The 22,594-nt window shown below is 66.9% G+C and carries 22 protein-coding genes and 3 tRNA genes; 14 read left to right on the plus strand and 11 right to left on the minus strand.

Annotated features, from left to right (window positions below):
• Positions 1–16: 16 nt before the first annotated feature.
• Genes BAY61_RS02525 through BAY61_RS02535 form a run of 3 tightly spaced genes read right to left on the minus strand, consistent with a single transcriptional unit; the run spans position 17 to position 2,236 of the window.
• Positions 17–961 (minus strand): PDR/VanB family oxidoreductase, encoded by a 945-nt coding sequence (locus BAY61_RS02525; RefSeq protein ID WP_245865720.1) that lies wholly within the window; start codon positions 959–961, stop codon positions 17–19.
• Positions 954–1,172, minus strand: coding sequence for a hypothetical protein (locus BAY61_RS02530; RefSeq protein WP_091802011.1), 219 nt, complete (start codon positions 1,170–1,172; stop codon positions 954–956). Before BAY61_RS02530 ends, BAY61_RS02525 begins: the two co-directional genes overlap by 8 nt.
• The gene (locus BAY61_RS02535) at positions 1,169–2,236 is read right to left on the minus strand and encodes an aromatic ring-hydroxylating dioxygenase subunit alpha (protein WP_091802014.1); all 1,068 of its coding nucleotides are present in this window, start codon (positions 2,234–2,236) and stop codon (positions 1,169–1,171) included. Before BAY61_RS02535 ends, BAY61_RS02530 begins: the two co-directional genes overlap by 4 nt.
• A 161-nt stretch (positions 2,237–2,397) precedes the next feature.
• Here BAY61_RS02535 and BAY61_RS02540 point away from each other — a divergent pair, with 161 nt between their 5' ends.
• Positions 2,398–3,873: an MFS transporter gene (locus BAY61_RS02540; RefSeq protein WP_091802017.1), complete on the plus strand. Its 1,476-nt coding sequence runs from the start codon at positions 2,398–2,400 to the stop codon at positions 3,871–3,873.
• Positions 3,874–3,876: 3 nt separating this feature from the next.
• Here BAY61_RS02540 and BAY61_RS02545 read toward each other — a convergent pair whose 3' ends face one another.
• Positions 3,877–4,521 (minus strand): response regulator, encoded by a 645-nt coding sequence (locus tag BAY61_RS02545; protein WP_091802021.1) that lies wholly within the window; start codon positions 4,519–4,521, stop codon positions 3,877–3,879.
• Positions 4,512–5,654, minus strand: coding sequence for a sensor histidine kinase (locus tag BAY61_RS02550; protein WP_091802023.1), 1,143 nt, complete (start codon positions 5,652–5,654; stop codon positions 4,512–4,514). The genes BAY61_RS02545 and BAY61_RS02550 overlap by 10 nt, the downstream gene beginning before the upstream one ends.
• A gap of 178 nt (positions 5,655–5,832) precedes the next feature.
• On the opposite strand from BAY61_RS02550, the gene BAY61_RS02555 reads away from it, so the two are divergent.
• The gene (locus BAY61_RS02555; RefSeq protein ID WP_091802564.1) at positions 5,833–6,483 is read left to right on the plus strand and encodes a DedA family protein; all 651 of its coding nucleotides are present in this window, start codon (positions 5,833–5,835) and stop codon (positions 6,481–6,483) included.
• Positions 6,484–6,540: 57 nt separating this feature from the next.
• Here BAY61_RS02555 and lon read toward each other — a convergent pair whose 3' ends face one another.
• Both lon and BAY61_RS02565 read right to left on the minus strand, forming a co-directional pair.
• On the minus strand, positions 6,541–8,997 hold the full coding sequence (gene lon / locus BAY61_RS02560; protein ID WP_091802026.1) for an endopeptidase La: 2,457 nt from the start codon (positions 8,995–8,997) through the stop codon (positions 6,541–6,543).
• Positions 8,998–9,080: 83 nt separating this feature from the next.
• Entirely contained in the window at positions 9,081–10,040 is a 960-nt protein-coding gene (locus tag BAY61_RS02565) for a GNAT family N-acetyltransferase (RefSeq protein ID WP_091802030.1), read from the minus strand.
• Positions 10,041–10,283: 243 nt separating this feature from the next.
• Here BAY61_RS02565 and BAY61_RS02570 point away from each other — a divergent pair, with 243 nt between their 5' ends.
• From BAY61_RS02570 to BAY61_RS02600, 7 genes are all read left to right on the plus strand, one after another.
• Complete coding sequence (locus BAY61_RS02570; RefSeq protein ID WP_091802033.1) at positions 10,284–12,929, plus strand: putative bifunctional diguanylate cyclase/phosphodiesterase; 2,646 nt, start codon at positions 10,284–10,286, stop codon at positions 12,927–12,929.
• 75 nt (positions 12,930–13,004) lie between these two features.
• Positions 13,005–13,077: transfer RNA gene (locus BAY61_RS02575), tRNA-Thr, on the plus strand.
• A 54-nt stretch (positions 13,078–13,131) separates the two neighbouring features.
• Positions 13,132–13,204, plus strand: a tRNA-Met gene (locus tag BAY61_RS02580).
• Positions 13,205–13,353: 149 nt separating this feature from the next.
• Positions 13,354–13,518 (plus strand): 50S ribosomal protein L33, encoded by a 165-nt coding sequence (gene rpmG, locus BAY61_RS02585; protein ID WP_091505072.1) that lies wholly within the window; start codon positions 13,354–13,356, stop codon positions 13,516–13,518.
• A 409-nt stretch (positions 13,519–13,927) separates the two neighbouring features.
• On the plus strand, positions 13,928–15,019 hold the full coding sequence (locus BAY61_RS02590) for a S1 family peptidase (RefSeq protein ID WP_091802036.1): 1,092 nt from the start codon (positions 13,928–13,930) through the stop codon (positions 15,017–15,019).
• A 79-nt stretch (positions 15,020–15,098) separates the two neighbouring features.
• Complete coding sequence (locus tag BAY61_RS02595) at positions 15,099–15,542, plus strand: MaoC family dehydratase N-terminal domain-containing protein (protein WP_091802566.1); 444 nt, start codon at positions 15,099–15,101, stop codon at positions 15,540–15,542.
• A 1-nt stretch (position 15,543) separates the two neighbouring features.
• Positions 15,544–15,948 carry a MaoC family dehydratase gene (locus tag BAY61_RS02600; protein ID WP_091802039.1) on the plus strand — a complete coding sequence of 135 codons (405 nt, stop codon included), beginning with the start codon at positions 15,544–15,546 and terminating at the stop codon, positions 15,946–15,948.
• Here BAY61_RS02600 and BAY61_RS02605 read toward each other — a convergent pair.
• The 4 genes from BAY61_RS02605 to BAY61_RS02620 all read right to left on the minus strand — a co-directional run bounded on the left by BAY61_RS02605 (position 15,945) and on the right by BAY61_RS02620 (position 19,541).
• On the minus strand, positions 15,945–16,853 hold the full coding sequence (locus BAY61_RS02605; RefSeq protein WP_091802041.1) for an SGNH/GDSL hydrolase family protein: 909 nt from the start codon (positions 16,851–16,853) through the stop codon (positions 15,945–15,947). The two genes, BAY61_RS02600 and BAY61_RS02605, sit on opposite strands and share 4 nt — an antisense overlap.
• Positions 16,854–16,869: 16 nt before the next feature.
• On the minus strand, positions 16,870–17,862 hold the full coding sequence (locus tag BAY61_RS02610; RefSeq protein ID WP_091802045.1) for a hypothetical protein: 993 nt from the start codon (positions 17,860–17,862) through the stop codon (positions 16,870–16,872).
• The gene (locus BAY61_RS02615; RefSeq protein ID WP_091802048.1) at positions 17,859–18,209 is read right to left on the minus strand and encodes a GntR family transcriptional regulator; all 351 of its coding nucleotides are present in this window, start codon (positions 18,207–18,209) and stop codon (positions 17,859–17,861) included. The genes BAY61_RS02610 and BAY61_RS02615 overlap by 4 nt, the downstream gene beginning before the upstream one ends.
• A gap of 99 nt (positions 18,210–18,308) precedes the next feature.
• Positions 18,309–19,541, minus strand: a complete 1,233-nt coding sequence (locus tag BAY61_RS02620; protein ID WP_091802051.1) for a pyridoxal phosphate-dependent aminotransferase — start codon at positions 19,539–19,541, stop codon at positions 18,309–18,311.
• Between the two features lie 189 nt (positions 19,542–19,730).
• Here BAY61_RS02620 and BAY61_RS02625 point away from each other — a divergent pair.
• The 5 genes from BAY61_RS02625 to rplA all read left to right on the plus strand — a co-directional run bounded on the left by BAY61_RS02625 (position 19,731) and on the right by rplA (position 22,569).
• Positions 19,731–19,803, plus strand: a tRNA-Trp gene (locus tag BAY61_RS02625).
• A 34-nt stretch (positions 19,804–19,837) separates the two neighbouring features.
• A complete protein-coding gene (secE, locus tag BAY61_RS02630; protein ID WP_091802053.1) occupies positions 19,838–20,293 on the plus strand; it encodes a preprotein translocase subunit SecE in 456 nt (151 codons plus the stop codon).
• An 81-nt stretch (positions 20,294–20,374) separates the two neighbouring features.
• Entirely contained in the window at positions 20,375–21,241 is an 867-nt protein-coding gene (gene nusG / locus BAY61_RS02635) for a transcription termination/antitermination protein NusG (protein ID WP_091802056.1), read from the plus strand.
• 72 nt (positions 21,242–21,313) lie between these two features.
• Entirely contained in the window at positions 21,314–21,745 is a 432-nt protein-coding gene (gene rplK / locus BAY61_RS02640) for a 50S ribosomal protein L11 (protein ID WP_091802059.1), read from the plus strand.
• A gap of 104 nt (positions 21,746–21,849) precedes the next feature.
• A complete protein-coding gene (gene rplA, locus BAY61_RS02645; protein ID WP_091802062.1) occupies positions 21,850–22,569 on the plus strand; it encodes a 50S ribosomal protein L1 in 720 nt (239 codons plus the stop codon).
• Positions 22,570–22,594 lie beyond the last annotated feature (25 nt).

The following is a 22,594-nucleotide window of genomic DNA, read 5'->3' on the forward strand; positions in this document are numbered from 1 at the left end:
CTCACAACGGCCGCCGCTACAGTTCGAGCACCAGCCGCGGCCCACTCGATCGAGACACACAGATCATCATGGTCTCACCGGCTGCCCGCTCCTCATCGGTCAACAGCGAATCCCTGTGCTCCGGAACCCCATCGAGCACCTCGGTCTCGCACGTTCCGCACGTCCCCTCCTGACACGACGACAACACCGGGATCCCCGCAGCCTCCACCACCTCAAGGATGGACTTGCTCTCAGGAACGGTCAGCGTCCTGCCCGACACGGCGAGCTCTACCTCGAACGACCGCGCGGGCCCCGTGCCGAGATCCGTTCGCGGCGAGAACCGCTCGATGTGCAAGGTGCCCGGTTCCCACGACGCGCAGCCGAGTTCAGCCGCCGCCAGCAGCGGCTCGGGGCCACAGCAGTACACCGCCGTCTCCGCGACGGGAGCGCCGAGCAGCCGGGGCAACGGCAGCAACCCCGTCTCGTCCTCCGGGTACACCTCGACCCGATCCCCGTACTTGGCCGCGAGGTCGTCGGCGAACGCCATCGAAGCCCGCCGCCGTCCTCCGTAGACCAGCCGCCATTCCGCGCCCCTCGCGTCGGCTTCGGCAACCATCGGCAACAGCGGCGTGATCCCGATACCACCCGCGATGAACAGATACCGTGATGCCGGAGCGAGCGCGAAGTTGTTCCTCGGACCCCTCGCCGGCACCTTCGTGCCTTCGGTGAGCCGGTCGTGCACGAACGCCGAACCACCACGGCCCGATGGTTCGCGCAACACCGCGACCATCAGCGCGGACCGGTCGGCGGGGTCACCACACAACGAGTACTGCCGTTCGAGACCGTCGGCGAGCAGAAGATCGATGTGCGCTCCTGGTTCCCATGCCGGAACGGGATCCCCGCTCTCGGTCACCAGCGTCAACCGCAGCACGTCCTCGGCCACCGGTTCCCGGCGGGCGAGGACCAGTTCGAACTCAGACACCCGCGAACTCCCTCGCCGGAGGATCGGCCCCCGCAGCAGTGCTCTGTTCATGACCTTCCGGGTGCGCGAGCAACCAGTCCCATAGTTCGACGGGGTCCTCGGACTCGTGTTCCGCGCCGCAGTGGCACACGCCGAGCAACCGGTCGGTGCCGAGCACCCAGTGAATCCGGTACACCATGTCGCCGCGCAGCATCGCGGGAAGCCCGGTCATGAGCGCACCGCCGGAACGGGCCTCGAACCGGCTTGGCTTCCCCTTTCGATCATCCGCCTGAGGAAGCGGCGAGCGGCGAGACCACCGGTGTCGATGTTGATACTCAGTTCCTGGTAGCCGTCGCGTTCGCTCTCGATCACCTGTTCAAGCACGTCGAGCGCCGTCACGTCCTGTAGTACGACGGTTCTGTTGCTCTCGGCGAGAAACGCGGAAACCTCATCGTCGCCGAGTGCGAAATCCCGTGCCACAGCCCAGAAATCGTGGGTGCTGTGCTCGGTTTCCGGGGTGATCGCGTACACGACCTCCACGTGGAAGGCGTCGGGATCACTGCCGTCTTCGTTCGGCAGCACGCCAACCGGCGCGATCCTGCTGTGCAGCAGGTAAAGGCACGGAGGGTGGTACTCGATGTCCTGCCAGCGCGTGATACGCCCCTCGATGCCCGTCGACTTGGCGTAGAAGGAAGGGCATTCCGCGTCGGCCATGTGCCTGCTGACGTAGATGATTTCCTTGTCCTCGTCGACCTCCGTGCTGATCGGGGTGTTGGCCACCTCGGGAGTTCCGATGTAGCCGCCGTGGAGATAGGTCTCGTGGGACAGGTCCATCAGGTTGTCGACGAGCAGCTCGTAACGTGCCCGCAATGGCTCCATCCCGCACACCGTCGTGTAGGCGGGATCGGCGAGCCACGGCGCGCGGGGAATTGCCGCCGCGTCGGCCTTGTCGTTGTCGCCGATCCAGACCCACACGAACGAATCCTGCTCGACAACCGGGTACGCGGGCACCCGCGCGGTCCTCGGGATTCGGCTCTGCCCCGGCACGAAAACGCATGTTCCCGTTCTGTCGTAGGTGAAGCCGTGGTAGCCGCACACGATCGTGTCGCCGTCGAGCCGGGATTCGGAAAGCGGGAACCTGCGGTGCACACACCGGTCGGCGAGCGCGACCACCTCGCCGGTTTCCGTGCGGTAGAAGACAAGCGGTTCGCCAAGCACGGTCCTCGCGAACAACTCGCGGCCGATGTCCTTGCTGTAGGCAGCCACATACCACTGGTTTCGGGCAAAGGTCGTCATTGACGTTGCTCCTCGAACGGCGTGCTGGAGACGTCCTGACTGTGAGGCTTCATCGTGAGGCGAAGCCATGTCTGTTTTCATCCACTGAAAGAATTTGTGGATTCCGTTCATCGGAACGCCGGGCGAGCGTTGCCGAGGTTTCGTTGCCAAGGTGCTCCCGCATGACTGGGTCAGAGCCCACACCGGAGCGAGGGACACCGTTCTTCCCTGAGCCTGGGCAACGAAACGGCACCCGTTATCGCGCGCTGTGGACCGTGCTGCTGCTCGGCTGGGTCGTCAGCTACGCCGATCGGACGCTCACCGGGCCCGTCGTGAGCTGGATGCTCGCCAACGACGTCGGATTCATCGCCGACGCGAGCGATCCGCGCGCACTCGGCGGACTCATCGGCTCCCTGTTCTTCACCGGATACATGCTCACCCAGTATCCGGGTGGCAGACTCGGCGATCGCTTCGGGCACAGGGAAATGATCGTGCTCTCCTTGCTGTGGGCCGCGGTAATGACCGCTGTTTCCGGCATCGTCGTAGGGCTCATCGCATTCGTGGGCGCCAGGGTGCTGACTGGTCTCGGCGAAGGAGTGTTCTACTCCAACGACCGAACGCTGATCCTCAATCACACACCGCCGAAACGGCGTACCCTCGGACTTGGTGTGGTCATTTCCGGGCTTTCCATCGGACTCACGATCGGCATCGTCTGCACCCCGCTGCTCATCGAATGGGGCGAATCTCTGGGAATGGGCGGGGAATCGTGGCGGGCACCTTTCCTTGTTTTCGCGGCAGTTTCGTTGGTGGTGGCGGGACTGTGCTGGTACTTCTTCCACCGTCACCTCGGCGGAAAGTTGCGGCTGGGACCACCCTTCCTCCGGCTGCTCGCGGTATCGATCCCTTTGCTGGCAGCGGTTCTCGCCTTGTTCATCGTCGCCGACGAACTGCGCTGGCCGACGTGGGGAACCGCCGTCGGCTCCGGTGTGCTCGCCGTCCTCGTGATCGGAATCATCGTCGGAAGACTCCGCAGCACGCCGGAAGCAGCCACGTTGCTCAGTCGCGACATCGTCATCATCTACATCGCCTATATCGCCATTCTGTGGAACCTCTGGTTCTTCAGTTTCTGGTCGGTGGAAATCGTCAGGGAAGCCACCGAAAGCTCACTGCTCGCGGCGGCGCTGACCGCGGCGTTCAACGCGGGAGCCGGAATTCTCGGTTTCCCCGCCGGTGGCTGGCTCGCAGACAGGGCACTGCGCAAGGGCTACGGGCGCAAACCACTGCTGGTCAGTTTCAGTGCCATCTATTCACTGCTGGTGTTCACCTTCGCCCTTTCCATCAGTGGTGACGGCGAACCTTCGCTGTTCCTGCTCGGACTGATCCTGTTCTGTTCGGGATTGTTCTTCAACGCACTCCAGCCCATCGCGCAAGGCATCACCGGCGATCTCGTCCCCGACAAACAACGAGGTTCCGCGTTCGGCTTGCTCAACCTCGTTTCCGAAATCGGCGCCGTCGCGAGCCCTGTCGTGAGCGGTGTGCTGCGGGACGCGACGGGAAGCTGGGCCGTCGGCACCTGGGTCGCCGGCGGGATCATGCTGGCTTCGGCCGTGATGTACTTGCTGGTCAGGGAAAAGCGGCCCGTGCTGACGGAGGAGTGACCGTCAGCTGCCGAGGTAGCGCAACACGGCCAGCACCCTGCGGCTGAAACCTCCCTCCCTGCCCAGATCGAGTTTGTCGAAGATCGCGTTGACGTGTTTTTCCACCGCGCTCTGGGAAATGTAGAGCTGGTCGGCGATGCCCGCGTTGCTGTGCCCCTGCGCCATCCGCTCCAGCACTTCCCGTTCGCGCGTCGTCAACCGGGCCAGCGGATCGGCGTGGCTGGTGCGGGCCAACAGCCTCCGCACCACCTCGGGATCGAAGGCCGCGCCTCCCGCGGCCACGCGCTCCAGCGCGTCGAGGAACTCGCCGACCCGCACGACCCTGTCCTTGAGCAGATATCCGACCTTGCCGGCGTCATCGGTGATCAACTCGACGGCATAGCGCTTCTCGACGTACTGCGACAGCACCAGCACTCCGACGTCGGGCCAGCGGCGCCGGATCTCCACCGCCGCGCGCAACCCCTCGTCGGTGTGGCTAGGCGGCATCCGCACGTCGGTGACGACGACGTCGGGCCGATGCCGCTCCGTCGCGGTCAGCAACGCACCGCCGTCGGCGACCGCGGCGGCCACATCGTGACCTTCCTCGGCGAGTAGCCGGATCAGCCCCTCCCGCAGCAGGGTCGAATCCTCGGCGACTATCACGCGCACGGCAACACCGCTGTCACGACCGTCGGCCCTCCGGCCGGACTGTCCACCGTGAACTTGCCATCGACGGCGCCGACCCTGCGCGCCAGGCCGGAAAGTCCTTCCCCTGACGCGATCGCGCCTCCGGTGCCGTCGTCGGTGACCCGCACGACGACCGCTTCGGGAAGGGTGCTGTGGACGGCGATCGTGATGCGGTTGGCCGCGGCGTGCTTGACCGCGTTGGTCACCGCCTCGGACGCCACGAAGTAGGCGACGGTCTCCAGCGCGGGCCTGAGCCGGTCGGCGAGCGTGTAATCCACGGATACGGGAACGCCCGATCGCTCGGCCAACGATTCGAGTGCCATGGCGAGCCCTCCGCCGTCAAGCGCGATCGGATAGACCCGCCAGGTCACCTCCCGCAGATCCAGCAGGGCCTGCTGTGACTCCTCGTGTGCTTGTTGTAACAGTGAGTTCGCATGGTCGGGGTCCTGCGCGCGCAGCGCCCTCCCCAGCACCATGCCGAGCGCCACCAGCCGCTGTTGCACGCCGTCGTGGAGGTCGCGCTCGATCCTCCGTCGCTCCTCGTGCACGGCGTCGAGGACGTTGGCCCTGCTGACGGCCAGTTGGAGCACCCTGCGTCGCAACAGTTCGCTTCCGCTTGGCCCGAGAAGCCGTTCCGCGAGCCGGCGATCGAGTTTCGCGACTCCGATGAGCCCCTGCACGGCGAGGAAACCCAGTAGTACCCCGGCCAGCACTACCGTGAACGGGTCGTACCAATCGATGCCGTCGCCTTCGGCGCCGCCGATCGGCTGCCCCGTGACGAGCTGGAACACCATGATTCCCCCGACAGTGACACCCGCTCCGATCAGCAGGAAGACACCGGCACCCAGGCCGCCGACAATCCAACGAAGCGCCAGGTACTGCATGGCCCTGCGTCCTGAGTACTCAGAGGAGTCGTCACCCTCCAGGTAGCGGGCAAGCCTGGCCCTCTCCAGTTCGGATAGCCTGTGCGCGAGCCGGAACACCCGCGGCCGCTGGGACGTCGAAACCAGAGCGGGGACGGCGAACACCACGAAGACCAGTTCGGCGAACGCGGAAATCGCCCCGAGCGCCAACCCGGTCGTCGTACGCAGGGCACGCTGGGCGGACTCGGTCATTTCGCAAGGTTATCGGCCTGCGACGCCTTGCGTACTGCGGTTTTCCGCAGTGTTGGCGGTGGTTATCCACAGCGAAGAGGGTGGCTTACTTCATGGCGGTGGAACCGTAGAATCCGTAGCTTCGAAATCACCCAAAGCTACCGAACCGGGCTTGGCCCACGACGAAGAAGGACCGTTCATGCACGCTGTATTGGCCGCCGACACCAGCGACGAGCTCGGTGGTATCGCCGGCTGGGCCGTCGATCTGATGGATTCACTCGGTGGGCCCGGCGCCGCCCTCATCGTCGGCCTCGACAATCTGTTCCCGCCGATCCCCAGCGAGCTGGTGCTGCCACTCGCCGGATTCTCCGCGGCCAACGGCGTGTTCACGCTCGTCGAAGCCCTGATGTGGACAACGCTGGGCTCCGTACTCGGCGCCATCATCGTGTACTACGTGGGGAGGCTGCTCGGCCGCGATCGGACAAGGGCCATCCTGGTCAAGGTGCCGCTCGTACAAGGTGAGGACTTCGACCGTGCCGAGGCGTGGTTCGCCAAGCACGGAACCAAGGCCGTCTTCTTCGGTCGCATGGTGCCGCTCGTACGCAGTTTCATCTCACTGCCGGCAGGCATCGAAGGCATGGCCTTCTGGAAGTTCCTCGGCCTCACCACGCTCGGTAGCCTCATCTGGAACAGCATCTTCGTCGTCTCCGGCTACTTGCTCGGAGCCAACTGGCACGTCGTCGAGGAGTACGCGGGAATCTTCCAGACCGTTGTCATCGTCCTCGGTGTGATCGCGGTCGCTCTCTTCGTCATCACCAAGCTGCGCAAACGCGCCGCGGCCCGCACCTGACGACACCGCGCGCCTCACCCTCGGCGGGTGAGGCGCGCGGTGTTCTCCGTCGAGTCGTCAGGCCGCGCTGGCGATCGGAGCCGACGCGGGCTCCAGCGCCAGCTCAAGTACCTGCCTGACGTTGCTCACCGGCCGCACGTCGAGCTGCGACAGGATCTCCGAGGGCACGTCGTCGAGGTCGGGCTCGTTGCGTTGCGGGATGACCACGGTTCTCATGCCTGCCCTGTGCGCGGCGAGCAGCTTCTGCTTCACTCCGCCGATTGGCAGCACCCGCCCCGTCAACGACACCTCGCCAGTCATCGCGACGTCGGCCTTCACCAGCCGCCCCGTCAACAACGAGGCAAGAGCCGTCGTCATGGTCACCCCGGCCGAAGGGCCGTCCTTCGGCACCGCACCAGCCGGGACGTGTACGTGCACGCCACGATTTCTGAGGTCGCCGACCGGCAACTCCAGCTCGGCGCCCCGCGAACGCAGGTAGGACAACGCGATCCGCGCCGACTCCTTCATCACGTCACCGAGCTGCCCTGTCAAGGTCAGCCCCGACCCACCCGACTCGTTGTCGGCGAGCGACGCCTCCACATAGAGCACGTCACCGCCCGCGCCGGTCACGGCGAGCCCCGTCGCGACCCCCGGAATCGACGTGCGCTGCACGTTCACCGGAAGCGACGACTCGGGAACGTGCCGAGGTCTGCCCAGATAGGACTCCAGCTCCGCGTCGCCGACCACCAGCGGCAGCGCAACCTTGTCCAGCGCGACCTCGGTGGCCACCTTGCGCAGCACCTTCGCGAGCGTGCGGTTGAGGTCGCGGACTCCTGCCTCTCTCGTGTACTCGGCCGCGATCCGGCTCAGCGCCGCATCGGTGACCGTCACGTCGCCCTCGGCGAAACCGGCCCGCTCCAGCTCACGCGGCAGCAGGTGGTCGCGGCCGATCGTCACCTTCTCGTGCTCGGTGTAGCCATCGAGCGTCACCAGCTCCATCCGGTCGAGCAACGGGCCGGGAATGGTCTCCAGCGCGTTGGCGGTGGCGAGGAACACCACGTCGGACAGATCGAGCTCGACTTCCAGGTAGTGGTCGCGGAACGTGTGGTTCTGCTCAGGGTCGAGTACCTCCAGCAGCGCGGCCGTCGGATCGCCCCGGTAATCGGCGCCAACCTTGTCGACCTCGTCGAGCAGCACGACCGGGTTCATCGAACCGGCTTCCTTGATCGCGCGCACGATCCGGCCGGGCAACGCCCCGACGTAGGTCCGCCGGTGGCCGCGGATCTCGGCCTCGTCCCTGATACCGCCAAGCGCGACTCGTACGAACTCGCGACCCATGGCCTTCGCGACCGATTCGCCGAGCGAGGTCTTGCCCACGCCGGGAGGGCCCGCGAGCGCGAGCACCGCGCCTGCCCTCCTGCCCGCACGGTCTACCTCGGCTTCGCCCACTGTGTCCACAGTGGACGCCGCGCGGCGTTGCCGCACCGCCAGGTACTCGATGATGCGTTCCTTCACGTCGTCGAGCCCCGCGTGATCGGCGTCGAGCACTGCCCTGGCCCCCGCGATGTCGTGGACGTCGGTCGTCCGCTTCGTCCATGGGATGTCGAGCACCGTGTCGAGCCAGGTCCTGATCCAGCCGCCCTCCGGCGACTGCTCCGAGGTCCGCTCCAGCTTGTCGACCTCGGCGAGCGCGGCCTTGCGCACGTGCTCGGGCAGGTCGGCCGCCTCGACCCTGGCCCGGTAGTCGTCCTTGTCCTCACTCCCGTCCAGCTCGCCGAGTTCCTTGCGGATCGCGTCGAGCTGGCGGCGCAGCAGAAACTCCTTCTGCTGCTTCTCCATGTCCTGCTCTACGTCCTTGCGGATCGTGTCGGTCACGCGAAGTTCGGCGAGGTAGGCGCGGCCCGTCTCCAGCGCCTGCTCCAGTCGCGCGCCCACGTCGAGGGTGCGCAGCAACTCCAGCTTCTGCTCGACGCTCAGATAAGGCGCGTTGCCGGCGAGGTCGGCGATGGCGGAAGGATCGTCGAGTTGCTGCACCGCGTCCAGCATCTGCCATCCGCCACGCTGCTGGAGCAGCGAGACCACGACGGCCTTGAACTCGGCGGCCAGTTCCCGCTCCCGCTCGCCTGACGGCGGTTCGATCGCCGGTTCGGCGTGCACCCACTGAACCTGGTCGGCGTCCTTCGCCGGTGAGTCGGCTCGCTCGCCGAGGAACACCCTTCGCGACCCGCGCAGTACCGCGGCCGAACCGCCGCCCGGCATCCTGCCGATGCGCTCGACCGTCGCGACCGTGCCCAGTTCGGCCAGGTCGTCTTCGACGCGCGGAACGAGCAGCACCTCGGCCTTCGAAGTGTTCGCGGCAGCGGAAGGCTGCGCCGAGCGGATACCGGGCAGTGAGATTCCGTTCGGCACTCGTGCCTGCGCGGCCTCGATCACGGCACGGCTCTCGGTGTCGCCGAGGTCCAGCGGAACGATCATCCCCGGCAGCACCACGTCGTCGTCGACGGGGAGTACAGGCAACACCTGTGGTTGGCTCATCAGAAGCTCCCGTCTCGTTGAGTACACCTCACTCAACTTTCTGGAGCCCGGGTTTGTTTCCCTACCGTGTTCGCCCGCAGCGATCACCCCGCCGTAGCGGGCCGCCGGTACCAGTAGGTCCACAGCGGACGATAACCCTGCGCATACCAGAACGGCGTCGACCTCGGGTTCGCCAGCGCGTGGTGCAACAGCACCGCCTCGACCCCCTCCTCGTCGAACAACTGATGGGCATGCGCGGCGAGCGCCGAACCCACACCCGCGCTCCTCGCCTCCTCCGCCACGTGCAGCGAAGCCAGATAGCCGACCCGTTCGGCGGCAACTTGCCCCGCGATCCACGCGGTGGCAGGCGGCAACTGCACGTGGACATACCCGAGCGGCTTGCCGTACAACTCTGCGATCCACAACGCCGGAGGCTGCGCCTGCTGCTCTGGCGAAACCGTCGCGGCCAGCGACTCGGCGAACTCAGCGCCGATCAACTCCCGCTCGCCATCCCTCAACGGCACAAGGCCGAACCCCGCGTCGAACCGCCGCAACTGCGACCCCAACCTCACCAGCGTCGCCAGATCCTCCGGCTCAGCCTGCCGGATCCGCACACCAGGCACCTCGGCCGGACCACTTCCGAGCCGATCGGCGGGGCGCACCGCGAGCACCCTCATCGGCGCGAAGCGATGACGCAGCAACGTAGTCGCTCCCACCGGATCCCTGCTCGCCATCGGCACGACCGCGACCCGCTCGGCTTCGTTTTCCGGCTCACCCGCGCCGCCGTTGCCGAGCACGGCGTCCCACTCGGTCAGCAACGCGTCCATCGCCGAGCCGGGATCATCGCCCGCCACCCTCACGTCGAGCCGTTCCTCGACGAGCGCCCGCCACAACGCGGCTCCCGAGCCGGCGCGCACTTCGGACCGCACCGCGAACCCAACGCCGTCCCGCGTGGTCAAGGTGCGATCAGCGGCCGCCGCACCACTGGTGAACGTCCTCGGCAACAGCGCGTCCGCCGCGCACAGCCGCTTCTCGTGTTCGTGAGTGATGTCCACTATGTCCATGGCGTCATCCAAGCTGACGTGGTATGAGGTAACTCACTCAGGATGCGACTACTGGGCGCGACAGAAACAGTGGCGAAGTCACCCGCGGCGACGCTCGGATATCACCGCGTTGGCGCGGCGTTAACCCTCGGCTGATCTGATGCGCTTCGAAACGGGGCCTTGATACGCCCTCCGGGGTACAGTAATGCCCTCGTTCGCGGACAAGCATCTTTGTAGCGGGCGCGCGTGACGGAAGGAGGTTGCATGCCGGACTCACAGGCCGGTTCCGCCGGTACCGGTACGGCTGCAACCGAATCACCCACCGCGAGCAACGGAGGGCAGGGCACCGGCACCGCGCCAGCCGACGAACGCCGATTCCGGATCTATACCGCGATCGTGCTCGCCGTCGGCCTCCTCGCCGCGGCCGTCGTCTCCATGTGGCTGCCCTTCGAGGGCTCCGTTCACCTCTGGTGGATCGGACCGCTGCTCGCCCTCTCCTTCCTCGGAGCCGAACAACTCGGCGTCAACGTCGACGTCCGCAGCGGCATCTCGTGGACCATCTCGTTCACCGAGATCCCGCTCGTCATCGGGTTCTTCGTCGCGCCGTTCGAAGTCGTACTCGCCGCGCACGTCGTCGCGGGCGTCACCACACTGCTCGCCCGCAAGGTCACCGGCAGGGTCCTCTACAACGCGGGCGCCTTCCTCATCGAGGTCACGAGCGCGTTCGCCGTCGCGGGCCTCGTCAAGAACGCCATCGGCGGAACCGAGCACATGCCGTGGGTCGCCGCGCTCGCCGGCACTCTCACCGCGCCGCTGGCGAGCACGCTGCTTGCCATGGCCGCCGTCCGCGTACTGCGGCGCAGGATGCGCGTCGGCACGGTACTGCGGCTCGCCGGCCGCATCCTCGTCGTCGGCTTCGTCAACGCCTCCGTCGGTCTCACCGGCTACCTGGTGATCTCCAAGACGCCCGAGGCCTGGCCGATCGTGCTCGCCGTCAGCCTCGGACTCGCCGCCCTCTACTGGGCCTACTCCGACCTGCTTCGCGAGCAGCGCGACATGGAGGCACTCTCCGACGTCAGCCTCATGGTCGCCCGCTCAGGCCAGCAGGCCGCCGCGAGGCCGGCGAGCAGGGCCGACGAGATCGGCGAGGACATCGACTTCGGCGAGTGGGTCACCATCGCCGAACGCATCAAGGACCAGCTCGCGGCGCGCAGGGTCGTACTTCGCCTCAGGCTGGAACCGGACGAACCCATGCGTGCGGTCGTCGGGGGAGAAGACCTGCCTGCCGGTCTCGTCCGGCCGGACGACCCGCTGCTGCGCCTGCCAGGCGCGCACGTCAGGCACTTCCGCATCACCGAGGCCAACCCCGAGGTCAGGGCCGCCCTTCAGGACAGAGGATCGCAGGAAGCGCTCGTCGTACCGCTGCGCAGCGCCAACCAGCTGCTCGGCGTCGTCGAGGCACACGACCGGCTCTCCCGCTGGCGCGGCTTCGGCAAATACGACGTGCAGCTCCTCGGCACCATGGCAAGCCACCTCGCGACCGCGCTCGACAACCGCAGGCTGCTCGCGACGCTCAGGCACGACGCCTACCACGACCCGCTCACCGGCCTGCTCAACCGGCCAGGCTTCCGGCAGGTCGCGCGCGACCCACTGCGCGAACGCCCGCACTGCGTCGTCCTTCGCGTCGACCTCGACGTCTTCTCCACCGTCAGTGACGCGCTCGGCTACGCGTGGGCCGACCGCATGGTCATGGCGGCGGGAAGGCGCATCAGGGACGCGCTCGGCAAGGACGTGCCGCTGGCGAGGCTCGAAGGAGCCTCCTTCGCCGCGCTCATCGTCGACCGCACTCCCGAGCAGGCGCACGCCGCCGCCGAACGGCTCCGTGACCTGCTCTCCGCCCCTTATCCCGTCGACCGGCTGACGGTCGAGGCCAACGCCATGGTGGGCTACGCGGCGGCGACGGCCGACGACGGCCAGGCCGGACAGGCCATCGACGTCGACAGCCTGCTGCAACGGGCCGACGTCGCGGTACGCGCCACAAGGGGAGGCGAGGAAGTCCGCGGCTACGTGCCGAGCATGGGGCAGATCTTCCTTCGCCGGTTCCAGATGGTCACCCAGTTCCGGCAGGCGCTGGAAGACGGGCAGGTCAGCGTTCACTACCAGCCCAAGGTGTCGCTGCCGGGCAAGCAGGTCGTCGGCGTCGAAGCCCTGGTCCGCTGGCAGCATCCCGAATTCGGCAGGGTCGACCCCGACGAGTTCGTCCCGGCAGTCGAAGCCGCGGGGCTCGTCGGCGTGCTCACCTCGTTCGTGCTGGAGATGGCGCTCGACCGCGTGCGGCGCTGGCTCGACGAGGGACTGCGGATATCGGTTGCCGTCAATCTCTCCGTCCGCAACCTCGCCGACGAGGACTTCCCTGCCAAGGTCGCGGATGCGCTGGCCAGGTTCGGCGTCCCCGCGGAACTGCTGACCTTCGAACTCACCGAGTCGGGCGTCATGGCTGATCCCGCGAGGGCGCTGCCCATCCTGCGCGAACTACACGGCCTCGGCATCGTGCTCGCCGTCGACGACTTCGGCACCGGGTACTCGTCGCTCGCCTACCTGAGGCAGCTCCCCGTCGACCAGGTCAAGATCGACAAGAGCTTCGTGCTCGGAATGGGCACCGATCTCAGCGATCTCGCCGTCGTGCGGTCCATCGTCGAACTCGGACACTCGCTCGGCCTCACGGTGGTCGCCGAGGGCGTCGAGGAGGACGTGGCCCGCGATCAACTTGAGGCCATGGGGTGCGACGTGGCGCAGGGCTACCTCATCTCGCGCCCGTTGTCGGAGGAGCGGCTTGAAGCGTGGCTGCTGGCGCGCACCGCGCGTTCGCGCGGCCACCACGCCGAGACGGTCCTGACCCTGTTGACCTGAGACTTCATGGTTTGCCGCCCCCGGTTTCCGGACGGTTCGGCCGCTCAGGTACTCTTTTCGAGGCTCGTTGAGCACGCCCCTTTAGCTCAGTCGGCAGAGCGTCTCCATGGTAAGGAGAAGGTCTACGGTTCGATTCCGTAAAGGGGCTCGGAGGTCCAGGCCGCGATTCGAGGTTCGTGTGTCGCGGTCTTGACTTGCGTGAGGCGGTGTAGCTCAGTCGGTAGAGCAAGCGGCTCATAATCGCTGTGTCGCCGGTTCAAGTCCGGCCACCGCTACGCGAGTGAGCGGGTTGTGTCTGCGAAGTCTGTGAAGTTTTCGGAGAGCGCAAACCATCTCGTTCCGTCATTACATTGGGGGGCGTAACCCCCAAGATCCCGCCCGGACCCCCCGGATAGGTGGGACCGAGAAGTAAGAAGGAGCCGAAGTGGCTGCCACCGACGTGCGACCGAAGATCACGCTGGCGTGCGAGGAGTGCAAGCACCGCAACTACATCACCAAGAAGAACCGGCGCAACGACCCGGATCGTCTTGAGATGAAGAAGTTCTGCCCGAACTGCGGGACGCACCGGGTGCACAAAGAGACCCGCTGAGTCTTCCCCTTTTTCACTAGGCCGCCCCCAAGTTTGAGGGCGGCCTAGTTGTGTGTGCGGCCCGCGCGAGTCCCCCGCCCGGTACGCCGAGTTCTGCGTTCAGTACGCCGAGATCCGCACCCGGGACAGCGAGATCCGCGTTCGGGTCGATGAGTGCCGCATTCGCGATCCCGGTCCCGACCTACCTGCCCCTGTCCGGTCTCCTGGCTCGCGTCGCGAGGCCCCGCCGGGTCGCCCGCGTTCTGCTCACGCGGCCACCCGGCACACACTGCCGCCCGCGTCCCCGCCGATCCTCGGCCCATAAACCCGATCCAAGCCCTGTTGGGGAGAACCCAACTATCGGCGCTACCGGTGTCTGAGCAGCGCGCTCACTCTATCGAGTGAATCCCCTGCGAAAGTGAGAACCGGTATGAACAGGACGTCCAGAACCGCGATCACCATGGCAGCCGGCGCGCTCGCGCTGGGCCTTCTAGTACCGAGTACGGCGTCGGCACGGAGTATCGAGGGCTACTCTGCCGACGTCGCCGGCGCCGCCGTCGAGGCGCTGACGGCGGAGCGGGGCATCACCGATGCCGCCGCGAGCGAGATCCTCCGCGTCCAGGAAGCAAGCGCGGCGAAGGCCACGAAGCTGGCCGATGCGCTCGGCGCCGAACAAGCGGGCAGCTACCTCGACGCCGACGGCCTTCCCGTCGTCAACGTGGTCACCGAAGCCGCCGCGGACAAGGTGGCCGACGCGGGCGCCACCGCGAAACTCGTTTCCCGGTCGGCTGACCAACTCGAAGCGGCCCGCGCGCAACTCGCGGCCGTACAGGGTGCGACCCACACCTCCATCGGACTCGATCCCGTCGCCAACCAGGTCGTCCTCACGATCGCCGACGAGGCCGACGACGCCGTCGCGGCGAGGCTCACCGCGACGGCGGCACGACTGGGTGATGCGGTGCGCGTCGACAACGTCACCGGTGGCATGCACAAGGCCATCTACAACGGCGAAGCCATCACCGGCGGCGGATCACGCTGCTCGGCGGGCTTCAACACCAACAGGGACGGGCAGGACTACATCGTCGACGCGGGACACTGCACAGCCGCGGTCGCCGAATGGAACGTCGGCCCGTCCGAGGGTGCGAGCTTCCCCGGCGACGACTACGGCCTCATCCGCAATGACACCGGCAGCGCGCCTGGCGAGGTGACGTTGTGGGACGGCTCGACACAGCCCATCAGCTCGGCGGCCGACGCGACCGTAGGGCAGCAGATCTGCAAGAGCGGCAGCACGACGCAGCTCACCTGTGGTGTCGTGCAAGCGGTCGGCGTCACCGTCAACTACGCGGAGGGCGCGGTGCACGAACTCGTGCAGACGAGCGCGGCCGTGAACTCGGGCGACTCGGGCGGCTGTCTGTTCGCGGGCAGCGTCGGACTCGGCATCACCTCGGGCATGGGTGGCGGCAGCTCCTATTTCCAGCCCGTCGTCGAAGCACTCGACGCCTACGGCGTCTCGCTGAACTGACCGGCGACCCTGCCGGATGTGTCTCTCGGCGCACCCGAGGGACACATCCGGTCCCCGCCCCGGCAGGTAATCTGCTGTGGTGCCACTCGATCCCACATTCATCGGCAGGTCTTATCCGCCGACCAGCAGCTACGAGGTCAGCAGGGAGAAGATCGCGGAGTTCGCCGACGCGATCGGCGACGCGAGCCCCCTGTATCGCGACGTCGAAGCGGCGAAGGCGGCGGGCTACCCGGACGTCGTCGCTCCGCCGACATTCCTGACGATCATCAACCTCGCTGCCATCAACGCGATCGTCGCCGACCCCGAGCTGGGACTCGACTACTCGCGCATGGTGCATGGCGATCAGCGGTTCACCCATCACCGCCCCATTCATGCCGGTGACCGGCTGCTGCTGACGACCCGCATCGACGACATCTTCACAAGGGCGGGCAACGACTTCCTGAACGTCAGGGCCGATGTCAGCACCGTCGAAGGCGAACAGGTCTGCACCACCAATGCCCAGCTCGTCGTCAGGGGAGAGTGACATGCAGGCCACAGTGGGAGATCAGCTTCCACCCCTCTCCGTGCGCGTGACGAGGGCTCAGCTTGTGCGCTACGCGGGGGCGTCTCTCGACTTCAACCCGATCCATTGGAACGAGCGCTTCGCCAAGGGGGTCGGCCTTCCCGACGTCATCGCACACGGCATGCTCACCATGGCCCTTGGCAGCAGGATGGTCGGTGACTGGCTCGGCGATCCGGCACGCATCGTCCATTACGGAGCCCGGTTCACCCGGCCCGTCGTAGTGCCCGACGACGAGGACGGCGCGCTCGTCGAGTTCACCGGCAAGATCGGCGAGGTCCGCGACGACGGCACGGCAAGGGTGGACATCACCGCGAAGTTCGAGGGAAAAACCGTTCTCGGCAAGGCGCAAGCCGTGGTGCGGCTTTAGACCTGGCCGATCACGTGCAGTACCGCCTCGGCCATTGCCTTCTCGCCACGCGCGTTGGGGTGCAGCGGGGCGGTTTCCGTGCTTGATCGTGGACCTTCGATCCACCGTTGCTCGGCGGGCGCGCACATGCCGTGGCCTTCGGTGAACGAGGTCGTCTCCGCGAACTCGGCGCCGTGCTCGCGAGCCTTGTCGGAGAGCTGACCGTTGAGCTGATCGAGGCCCTGCCTGAGAAACTCCACGTCGGAAGGGCTGTAGGGAAGCTCAGGCCAGCAGGCGTTGCCGTCGTCGGGCACGACGGCCGGGTAGCCGACAAGTACCACCCTCGCTTTCGGGGCCTTCTCGGCGACCTTGCCGAGCACTGAACCGACTCTGTCCGCCGCGTCGGCGATGGCGGCGTCGAACCGCGTCGTTCCTCGGTCGCCGAGCTGATCGCGGCATGGAGTCGCGTTCGGATCGGTCGTCGTGCACGTGGCCGCCGCGGCGACGAGGCCAACGTCGTTGCCCGCTATGCCGATGGTCACCAGCGTCGTTTCCGGTGTCACCGCGTCGATCTGCGCGGGATTGGTTCCCTCCGGCGTCCGTTGCGGCCTGGTGAGGTCAGCCGTCGTCGCGCCACCACAACTCGCGTCCGTGAACTCGGTGGCCCGCAACGACTCCGCGACCAGCCGCGGATAGTTGACCTCGGTTCGCCCGCAGCCCGCCGGTGAACCCACCGCCTTGCCCGCGCCCGGCGCCGACGTGTACGAGTCGCCGAGCGCGACATAGCGCACCGCCGAGGTACCGGGGGAGGTGGGCGCGGCGGCTTCCGGGGCCTGCTGACCGGTTTGCCGCTCGGTTTCCTGAGTTCCGCAGGCCGTCACGGTGATGAGCACACCGATGAGGACCAGCCCGTGTCGACGACGCATTACCCGTGTTTGTATCTCATTGGCTTGGTTGCGGCGACTCGCGGCGCAGCAGGTCGTTGATGAGCCCCGCCGCCTGCTCCGGCCGGTCGACGGTTGCCCAGACGACCTGTCCGCCGCGCAGGGTCAGTTTCAGGGCGGGCCCGCCGCGGAGCTTGTAGGCCATGGTGCCGGTCGCCGGATTGGCCCTGATCCCGAAGCCGCCGAGGCTCCAGAAACCGAGAGACCCGGTGTCGGCGCTCGCGATGTCGCTCAACGGCACGTGGCGGCGAGGGAATCCGAGAATGCCGAAGCGGATGGTCACGCCGTTCTCGTTGACGACAACGCCGAGTCTGGACATCACAAGACCGAGCACGAGCCCGGTACCGAGCACGATGAGGTAGGCGACGATCGGCACCGGCGTACCGCTCACCGTCTCGATCCCGAACAGCAACAGCACGACGGGAACGATGGTCGCGGCGGCGACGAAGCTCGTCGTGCCACCGAGCCAGGAGGCTCGCTGGCCTGGCTCAAGGCCGACCGAAGGCCCCTCAGGCGATGGCGGGGTCTGCGCTGTGGGGCGCACGCCCGGCCCCGCGACGAGCGCGGCGAGTCCGGCGGTGAGCGCACTGAGTCCGAGCAGCAGCACCAGCACCAGCCAGCCACCTGCGACGTGGTTCCACGCGGGTGCGTCCAGGTTCACGATCAAGGTGGCGACGAGCAGGAGCGAGGGTAGTGCCGCGAACCATGCCTCGAAGGTGACGACGCCTCGCGAAAGGCCACGGTCCTTGGTGACGGCCAACAGCGCGAGGCCGGAGCCGATGATCGCCAGCACCGCCGCCGCGACGAGGGAGCCGACGGTCAATCCGGTCAGCGACGCCGACCGGTCGGCGTCGCCGCCGGGTCCCCAGTGGACGGCGAGCGGATCGGGGAAGCGGCCTGCCAGCGCACCTCGCACGACGACGGCGGCGCAGGCGGCGAGCGCAGGGATCCCCAGCGTGGCCGAAAGCGCTCGAACAGCGGTCTTTCTCATGCGAATCTCTCTCTGACGATCGTGATGAGTTCTTCTCTCGACAGCCCGGCCTTGCGAGCTTCCTCGACGAGTTCGCCGACGAGGTGGGTTGTCCGCGCCATGGTGTTGGCGTTGCCGGTGACCACCGCGCCGCGCCTGCGCCGCAGTTCGATCAGCCCTTCGTCCCGCAGGACGGCGTACGCGCGCAGGACCGTGTGCACGTTGATCTCCAACGAAGCCGCCAATTCCCTTGCTGGCGGGAGATGTTCTCCCTTGCCGACCTCGCCTTCGGACAGCGCTCGCCTGACGGACGAGGCGACCTGCTCGAAGAGCGGGGCCGTCGAGGCGGGGTCGATGCGTACCAGCATAGTTCTAACTCTACTAGAACAAACGCCAAAAGTGGGAGGTGGGCATGAAAAAGGCCCCCGACCTTGATCGGGGGCCTTTTCGGTTGCTGTTCCTGGGAGTTACTTGGCCTCGCCGAGGAGGGCCGCGACCCTGTTCACGCCCTCGACCAGATCCGACTCGGCCAGCGCGTAGGAGAAGCGGAAGTAGCCGGGCGTCCCGAACGCCTCGCCAGGCACGACGGCGACCTCGGCCTCGCGGAGGATCAGGTCGGCCAGTTCAACCGTGTTCTGGGGGCGCTCGCCTCGGATCTCCTTGCCGAGCAATGCCTTGACCGACGGGTAGGCGTAGAACGCGCCCTCCGGCGTCGGGCACTCGACGCCGGGGATGGCCGACAGCAATGACACGATCTTCTTGCGGCGGGCGTCGAAGGATTCCCGCATCTCGTGCACGACATCGAGCGGACCGGCGACGGCCGCCAGAGCGGCGCGCTGCGACACGTTCGCGACGTTGCCGCACAGGTGCGACTGGAAGCTCGAAGCTGCCTTGATCACGTCGTTAGGGCCGATGATCCAGCCGACCCGCCAGCCGGTCATCGAGTAGGTCTTGGCGACACCGTTGAGGATCAGCGTCTGGTCAGCCAGTTCCGGCACGACGACCGGCATCGACTCGGCCTTCGCGCCGTCGTAGACGAGGTGTTCGTAGATCTCGTCGGTGATCACCCAGATGCCGTGCTCCAGAGCCCAGCGGCCAATCGCCTCGACCTGCTCACGCGGGTACACCGCGCCGGTCGGGTTGGAAGGCGAGTTGAACAGCAGGACCTTCGTGCGCTCGGTGCGAGCGGCTTCGAGCTGGTCGACGGTCACCAGGTAACCGGTCGACTCGTCGGCGGTGACCTGCACGGGAACCCCGCCGGCCAGTGCGATCGGCTCCGGGTAGGTGGTCCAGAACGGCGCGGGGAGCAGCACCTCGTCGCCGGGGTCGAGCAGGGTCGCGAACGCGGAATACACCGCCTGCTTTCCACCGTTGGTCACGAGGACCTGGGATGCCTCGCACGCGAAGCCGGAGTCCCGCAGCGTCTTGGCCGCGATGGCTTCCCGCAGTTCGGGGAGACCGGCCGCCGCCGTGTAGCCGTGGTTGCCCCGCTCGCGGACGGCGGCGGCAGCGGCCTCGACGACGTAGTCGGGTGTGGGAAAGTCGGGCTGGCCGGCACCGAAACCGATCACGGGCCGCCCCTGAGCCTTCAGTGCCTTCGCCTTCGCGTCCACCGCGAGCGTCGCGGAGGGCGTGATACCCGCGATGCGGGCGGACACGCGAGAACGTGGGCTGGTGACAGTACTTCCGGGTGTGGCCATGCCGACATTTTTTCACGTGCGATTTTCGCGGTGGACAGCCGCCCCGTTGGCGTGTGGTGGGCGCGGTTGCGAGGCGATATCCGGCTTGCCGTAGACTGCCGGACTTGGGACGTTCGACACTCGACCCTGCGCTCCATGTGGGGTTGGTTGAGTGCGTCCTCGTGAGCGGTTCGGCGCGAATCCGCTCGAAGGGGTGTAGCTCAAATGGCAGAGCAGCGGTCTCCAAAACCGCAGGTTGCAGGTTCAAGTCCTGTCACCCCTGCGTTGACGTGTCAGGTGGAGCGGAGGAGTAGCTCGTGAGCGAGGACGGCGAGAAGGACGAAAAGAGGGCGGCCAAGCGCTCTTCCCGTCCCGTCACCGCCGCGGCTCGGCGTGAGCGCCGTGCCTCCGCGCGCCCTGCCGACACGGGCACCGAGGCTGACTCAGAGTCGGGGGCCGGTAAGAGCGCGGACGCGAAGAAACGGCCTTCGCCGAAGGGAAAGACTTCGGAAAAGGCCGCCAAGCCTGTCGGCAAGGACAAGCCGACGCCGAAGCGGAATCGCAAGGAGACAAAGCGGGGTGGCCTGTTTTCGCGTCTCGTGCGGTTCGTTCGTGAGGTCTGGGCAGAGCTGCGCAAGGTCATCTGGCCTACCCGCAAGCAGATGATCACCTACACCATCGTGGTGCTGGTGTTCGTGGCCTTCATGGTGGCCCTTGTTGCCGGGCTTGACGTCCTGTTCATCAAGGGCATGGACTTCATATTCGGTAACTGATCGGCCCACCTGGCCTCGCGGGTGGCGGGGGTCGACAACACTCCCGCAATCACCACACGCGATCAACTGAGAGGACGGAAAGTGACCTCCGAGAACGGCTCAGGAGCCGGTCAGGAACTGACCGGCCTTTCCGACGAGCAGGTGCTCGCGGCCACCGGTGACACGGACTCGGAACACACTGAGCCCGTCGAGACGGCGGCCGGGGACACGGAGGCCGACACCGACGACGCCGCTGCTGTCGCCGAGTCCGGTGCCGACGAGTCCGGCGCGGCCGAGACCGACGAAGCATCCGGGGTCTCCGGGGCTGACGAGGACGACGCCGCCGAGGAAGACCCGGTCGAGGCGCTGCGTGCCGAGCTGCGGTCGCAGCCAGGCGAGTGGTACGTCGTGCACTCGTACGCCGGTTATGAGAACAAGGTCAAGAACAACCTTGAGACTCGTCGGCAGACCCTCGACGTCGAGGACTTCATCTTCCAGATCGAGGTGCCGACCGAAGAGGTCACCGAGATCAAGAACGGCCAGCGCAAGCAGGTGCAGCGCAAGGTTCTGCCCGGCTACATCCTGGTCAGGATGGAACTGAACGACGCTTCGTGGAGTGCGGTGCGCAACACCCCTGGCGTCACTGGTTTCGTCGGGGCCACGTCGCGCCCGTCACCGCTTACCCTGGACGAGGTGCTCAAGTTCCTCGCCCCGCAGGTCGAGAAGGCCGCCCCCACCAAGCAGGGTAAGGGCGAGCAGGCCACCACGGAAATGCCCGCAGCGGGCCGCTCGGTGGAGGTCGACTTCGAGGTCGGCGAATCGGTCACCGTCATGGACGGCCCGTTCGCCACGCTGCCCGCGACGATCAGCGAGGTCAACGCGGACGGCCAGAAACTGAAGGTCCTGGTGTCGATCTTCGGCAGGGAGACCCCGGTCGAGTTGTCGTTCAACCAGGTCTCCAAGATCTGACGGCCGCAGAGCCGGCCGGAAGTCCCGCGCCACGGCAGGTGCGCGGGGGAGCAACACTGAACAGGAACAGGAATGCCACCCAAGAAGAAGAAGCTTGCAGCGATCATCAAGCTGCAGATCCAGGCGGGCGCCGCGAACCCGGCGCCTCCCGTGGGCCCGGCGCTGGGCCAGCACGGTGTCAACATCATGGAGTTCTGCAAGGCATACAACGCGGCGACCGAGTCGCAGCGTGGCAATGTCGTGCCGGTCGAGATCTCCGTGTTCGAGGACCGCTCGTTCGACTTCAAGCTCAAGACGCCGCCGGCCGCGAAGCTGCTGCTCAAGGCCGCTGGCATCGACAAGGGCAGCGGCGAGCCGCACAAGACCAAGGTCGGCAAGGTGACCTGGGACCAGGTGCGGGACATCGCCGAGACCAAGAAGAGCGACCTCAACGCACACGACACCGACCAGGCCGCGAAGATCATCGCCGGCACCGCCCGGTCGATGGGGCTCACCGTCGAATAGTCGCCGACGCCGAGCGCTCGCGAGCGGGTGCCCGGCACGTGGAAGGGCCAGGCGCTGGCCCACACCACAACTGATCCATTCACTATTTCTCAAGAGGACAGAGCATGACCAAGCGCAGCAAGGCATACCGTCAGGCCGCCGAGCTGATCGACCGCGAGCGGCTGTACGGGCCGCTTGAGGCCGTGAAGCTCGCGAAAGAGACCGCCAAGATCAAGATGGATGCCACGGTCGAGGTCGCGATGCGGCTCGGCGTGGATCCCCGCAAGGCCGACCAGATGGTCCGCGGCACCGTGAACCTGCCGCACGGTACGGGTAAGACCGTCCGCGTCATTGTTTTCGCCACCGGTGACAAGGCCGCCGAGGCCGAGGCCGCCGGTGCCGACGCGGTTGGCTCCGACGATTTGATCGAGCGCATCCAGGGTGGCTGGCTCGACTTCGACGCCGCGATCGCGACGCCGGACCAGATGGCGAAGGTCGGGCGGGTCGCCCGCATCCTCGGCCCGCGTGGCCTGATGCCGAACCCGAAGACCGGCACGGTGACCCCCGCTGTCAGCAAGGCTGTGGCCGACATCAAGGGCGGCAAGATCAGCTTCCGCGTTGACAAGCAGGCGAACCTGCACCTGGTCATCGGCAAGGCATCGTTCGAAGCCGACAAGCTGGTGGAGAACTACGCGGCGGCGTTGGACGAGGTGCTTCGCGCGAAGCCGTCCGCGGCGAAGGGCCGCTACCTCAAGAAGGTCACCTTCACGACGACCATGGGCCCCGGTATCCCGGTCGACCCTGCTCGTACGAGGGACCTGCTGGCGGAAGACGCCACGGCCTGACATCACAGACAAGCGGGGCGGTCAT

It is taken from the genome of Prauserella marina (assembly GCF_002240355.1).
Lineage (GTDB): Bacteria > Actinomycetota > Actinomycetes > Mycobacteriales > Pseudonocardiaceae > Prauserella_A > Prauserella_A marina.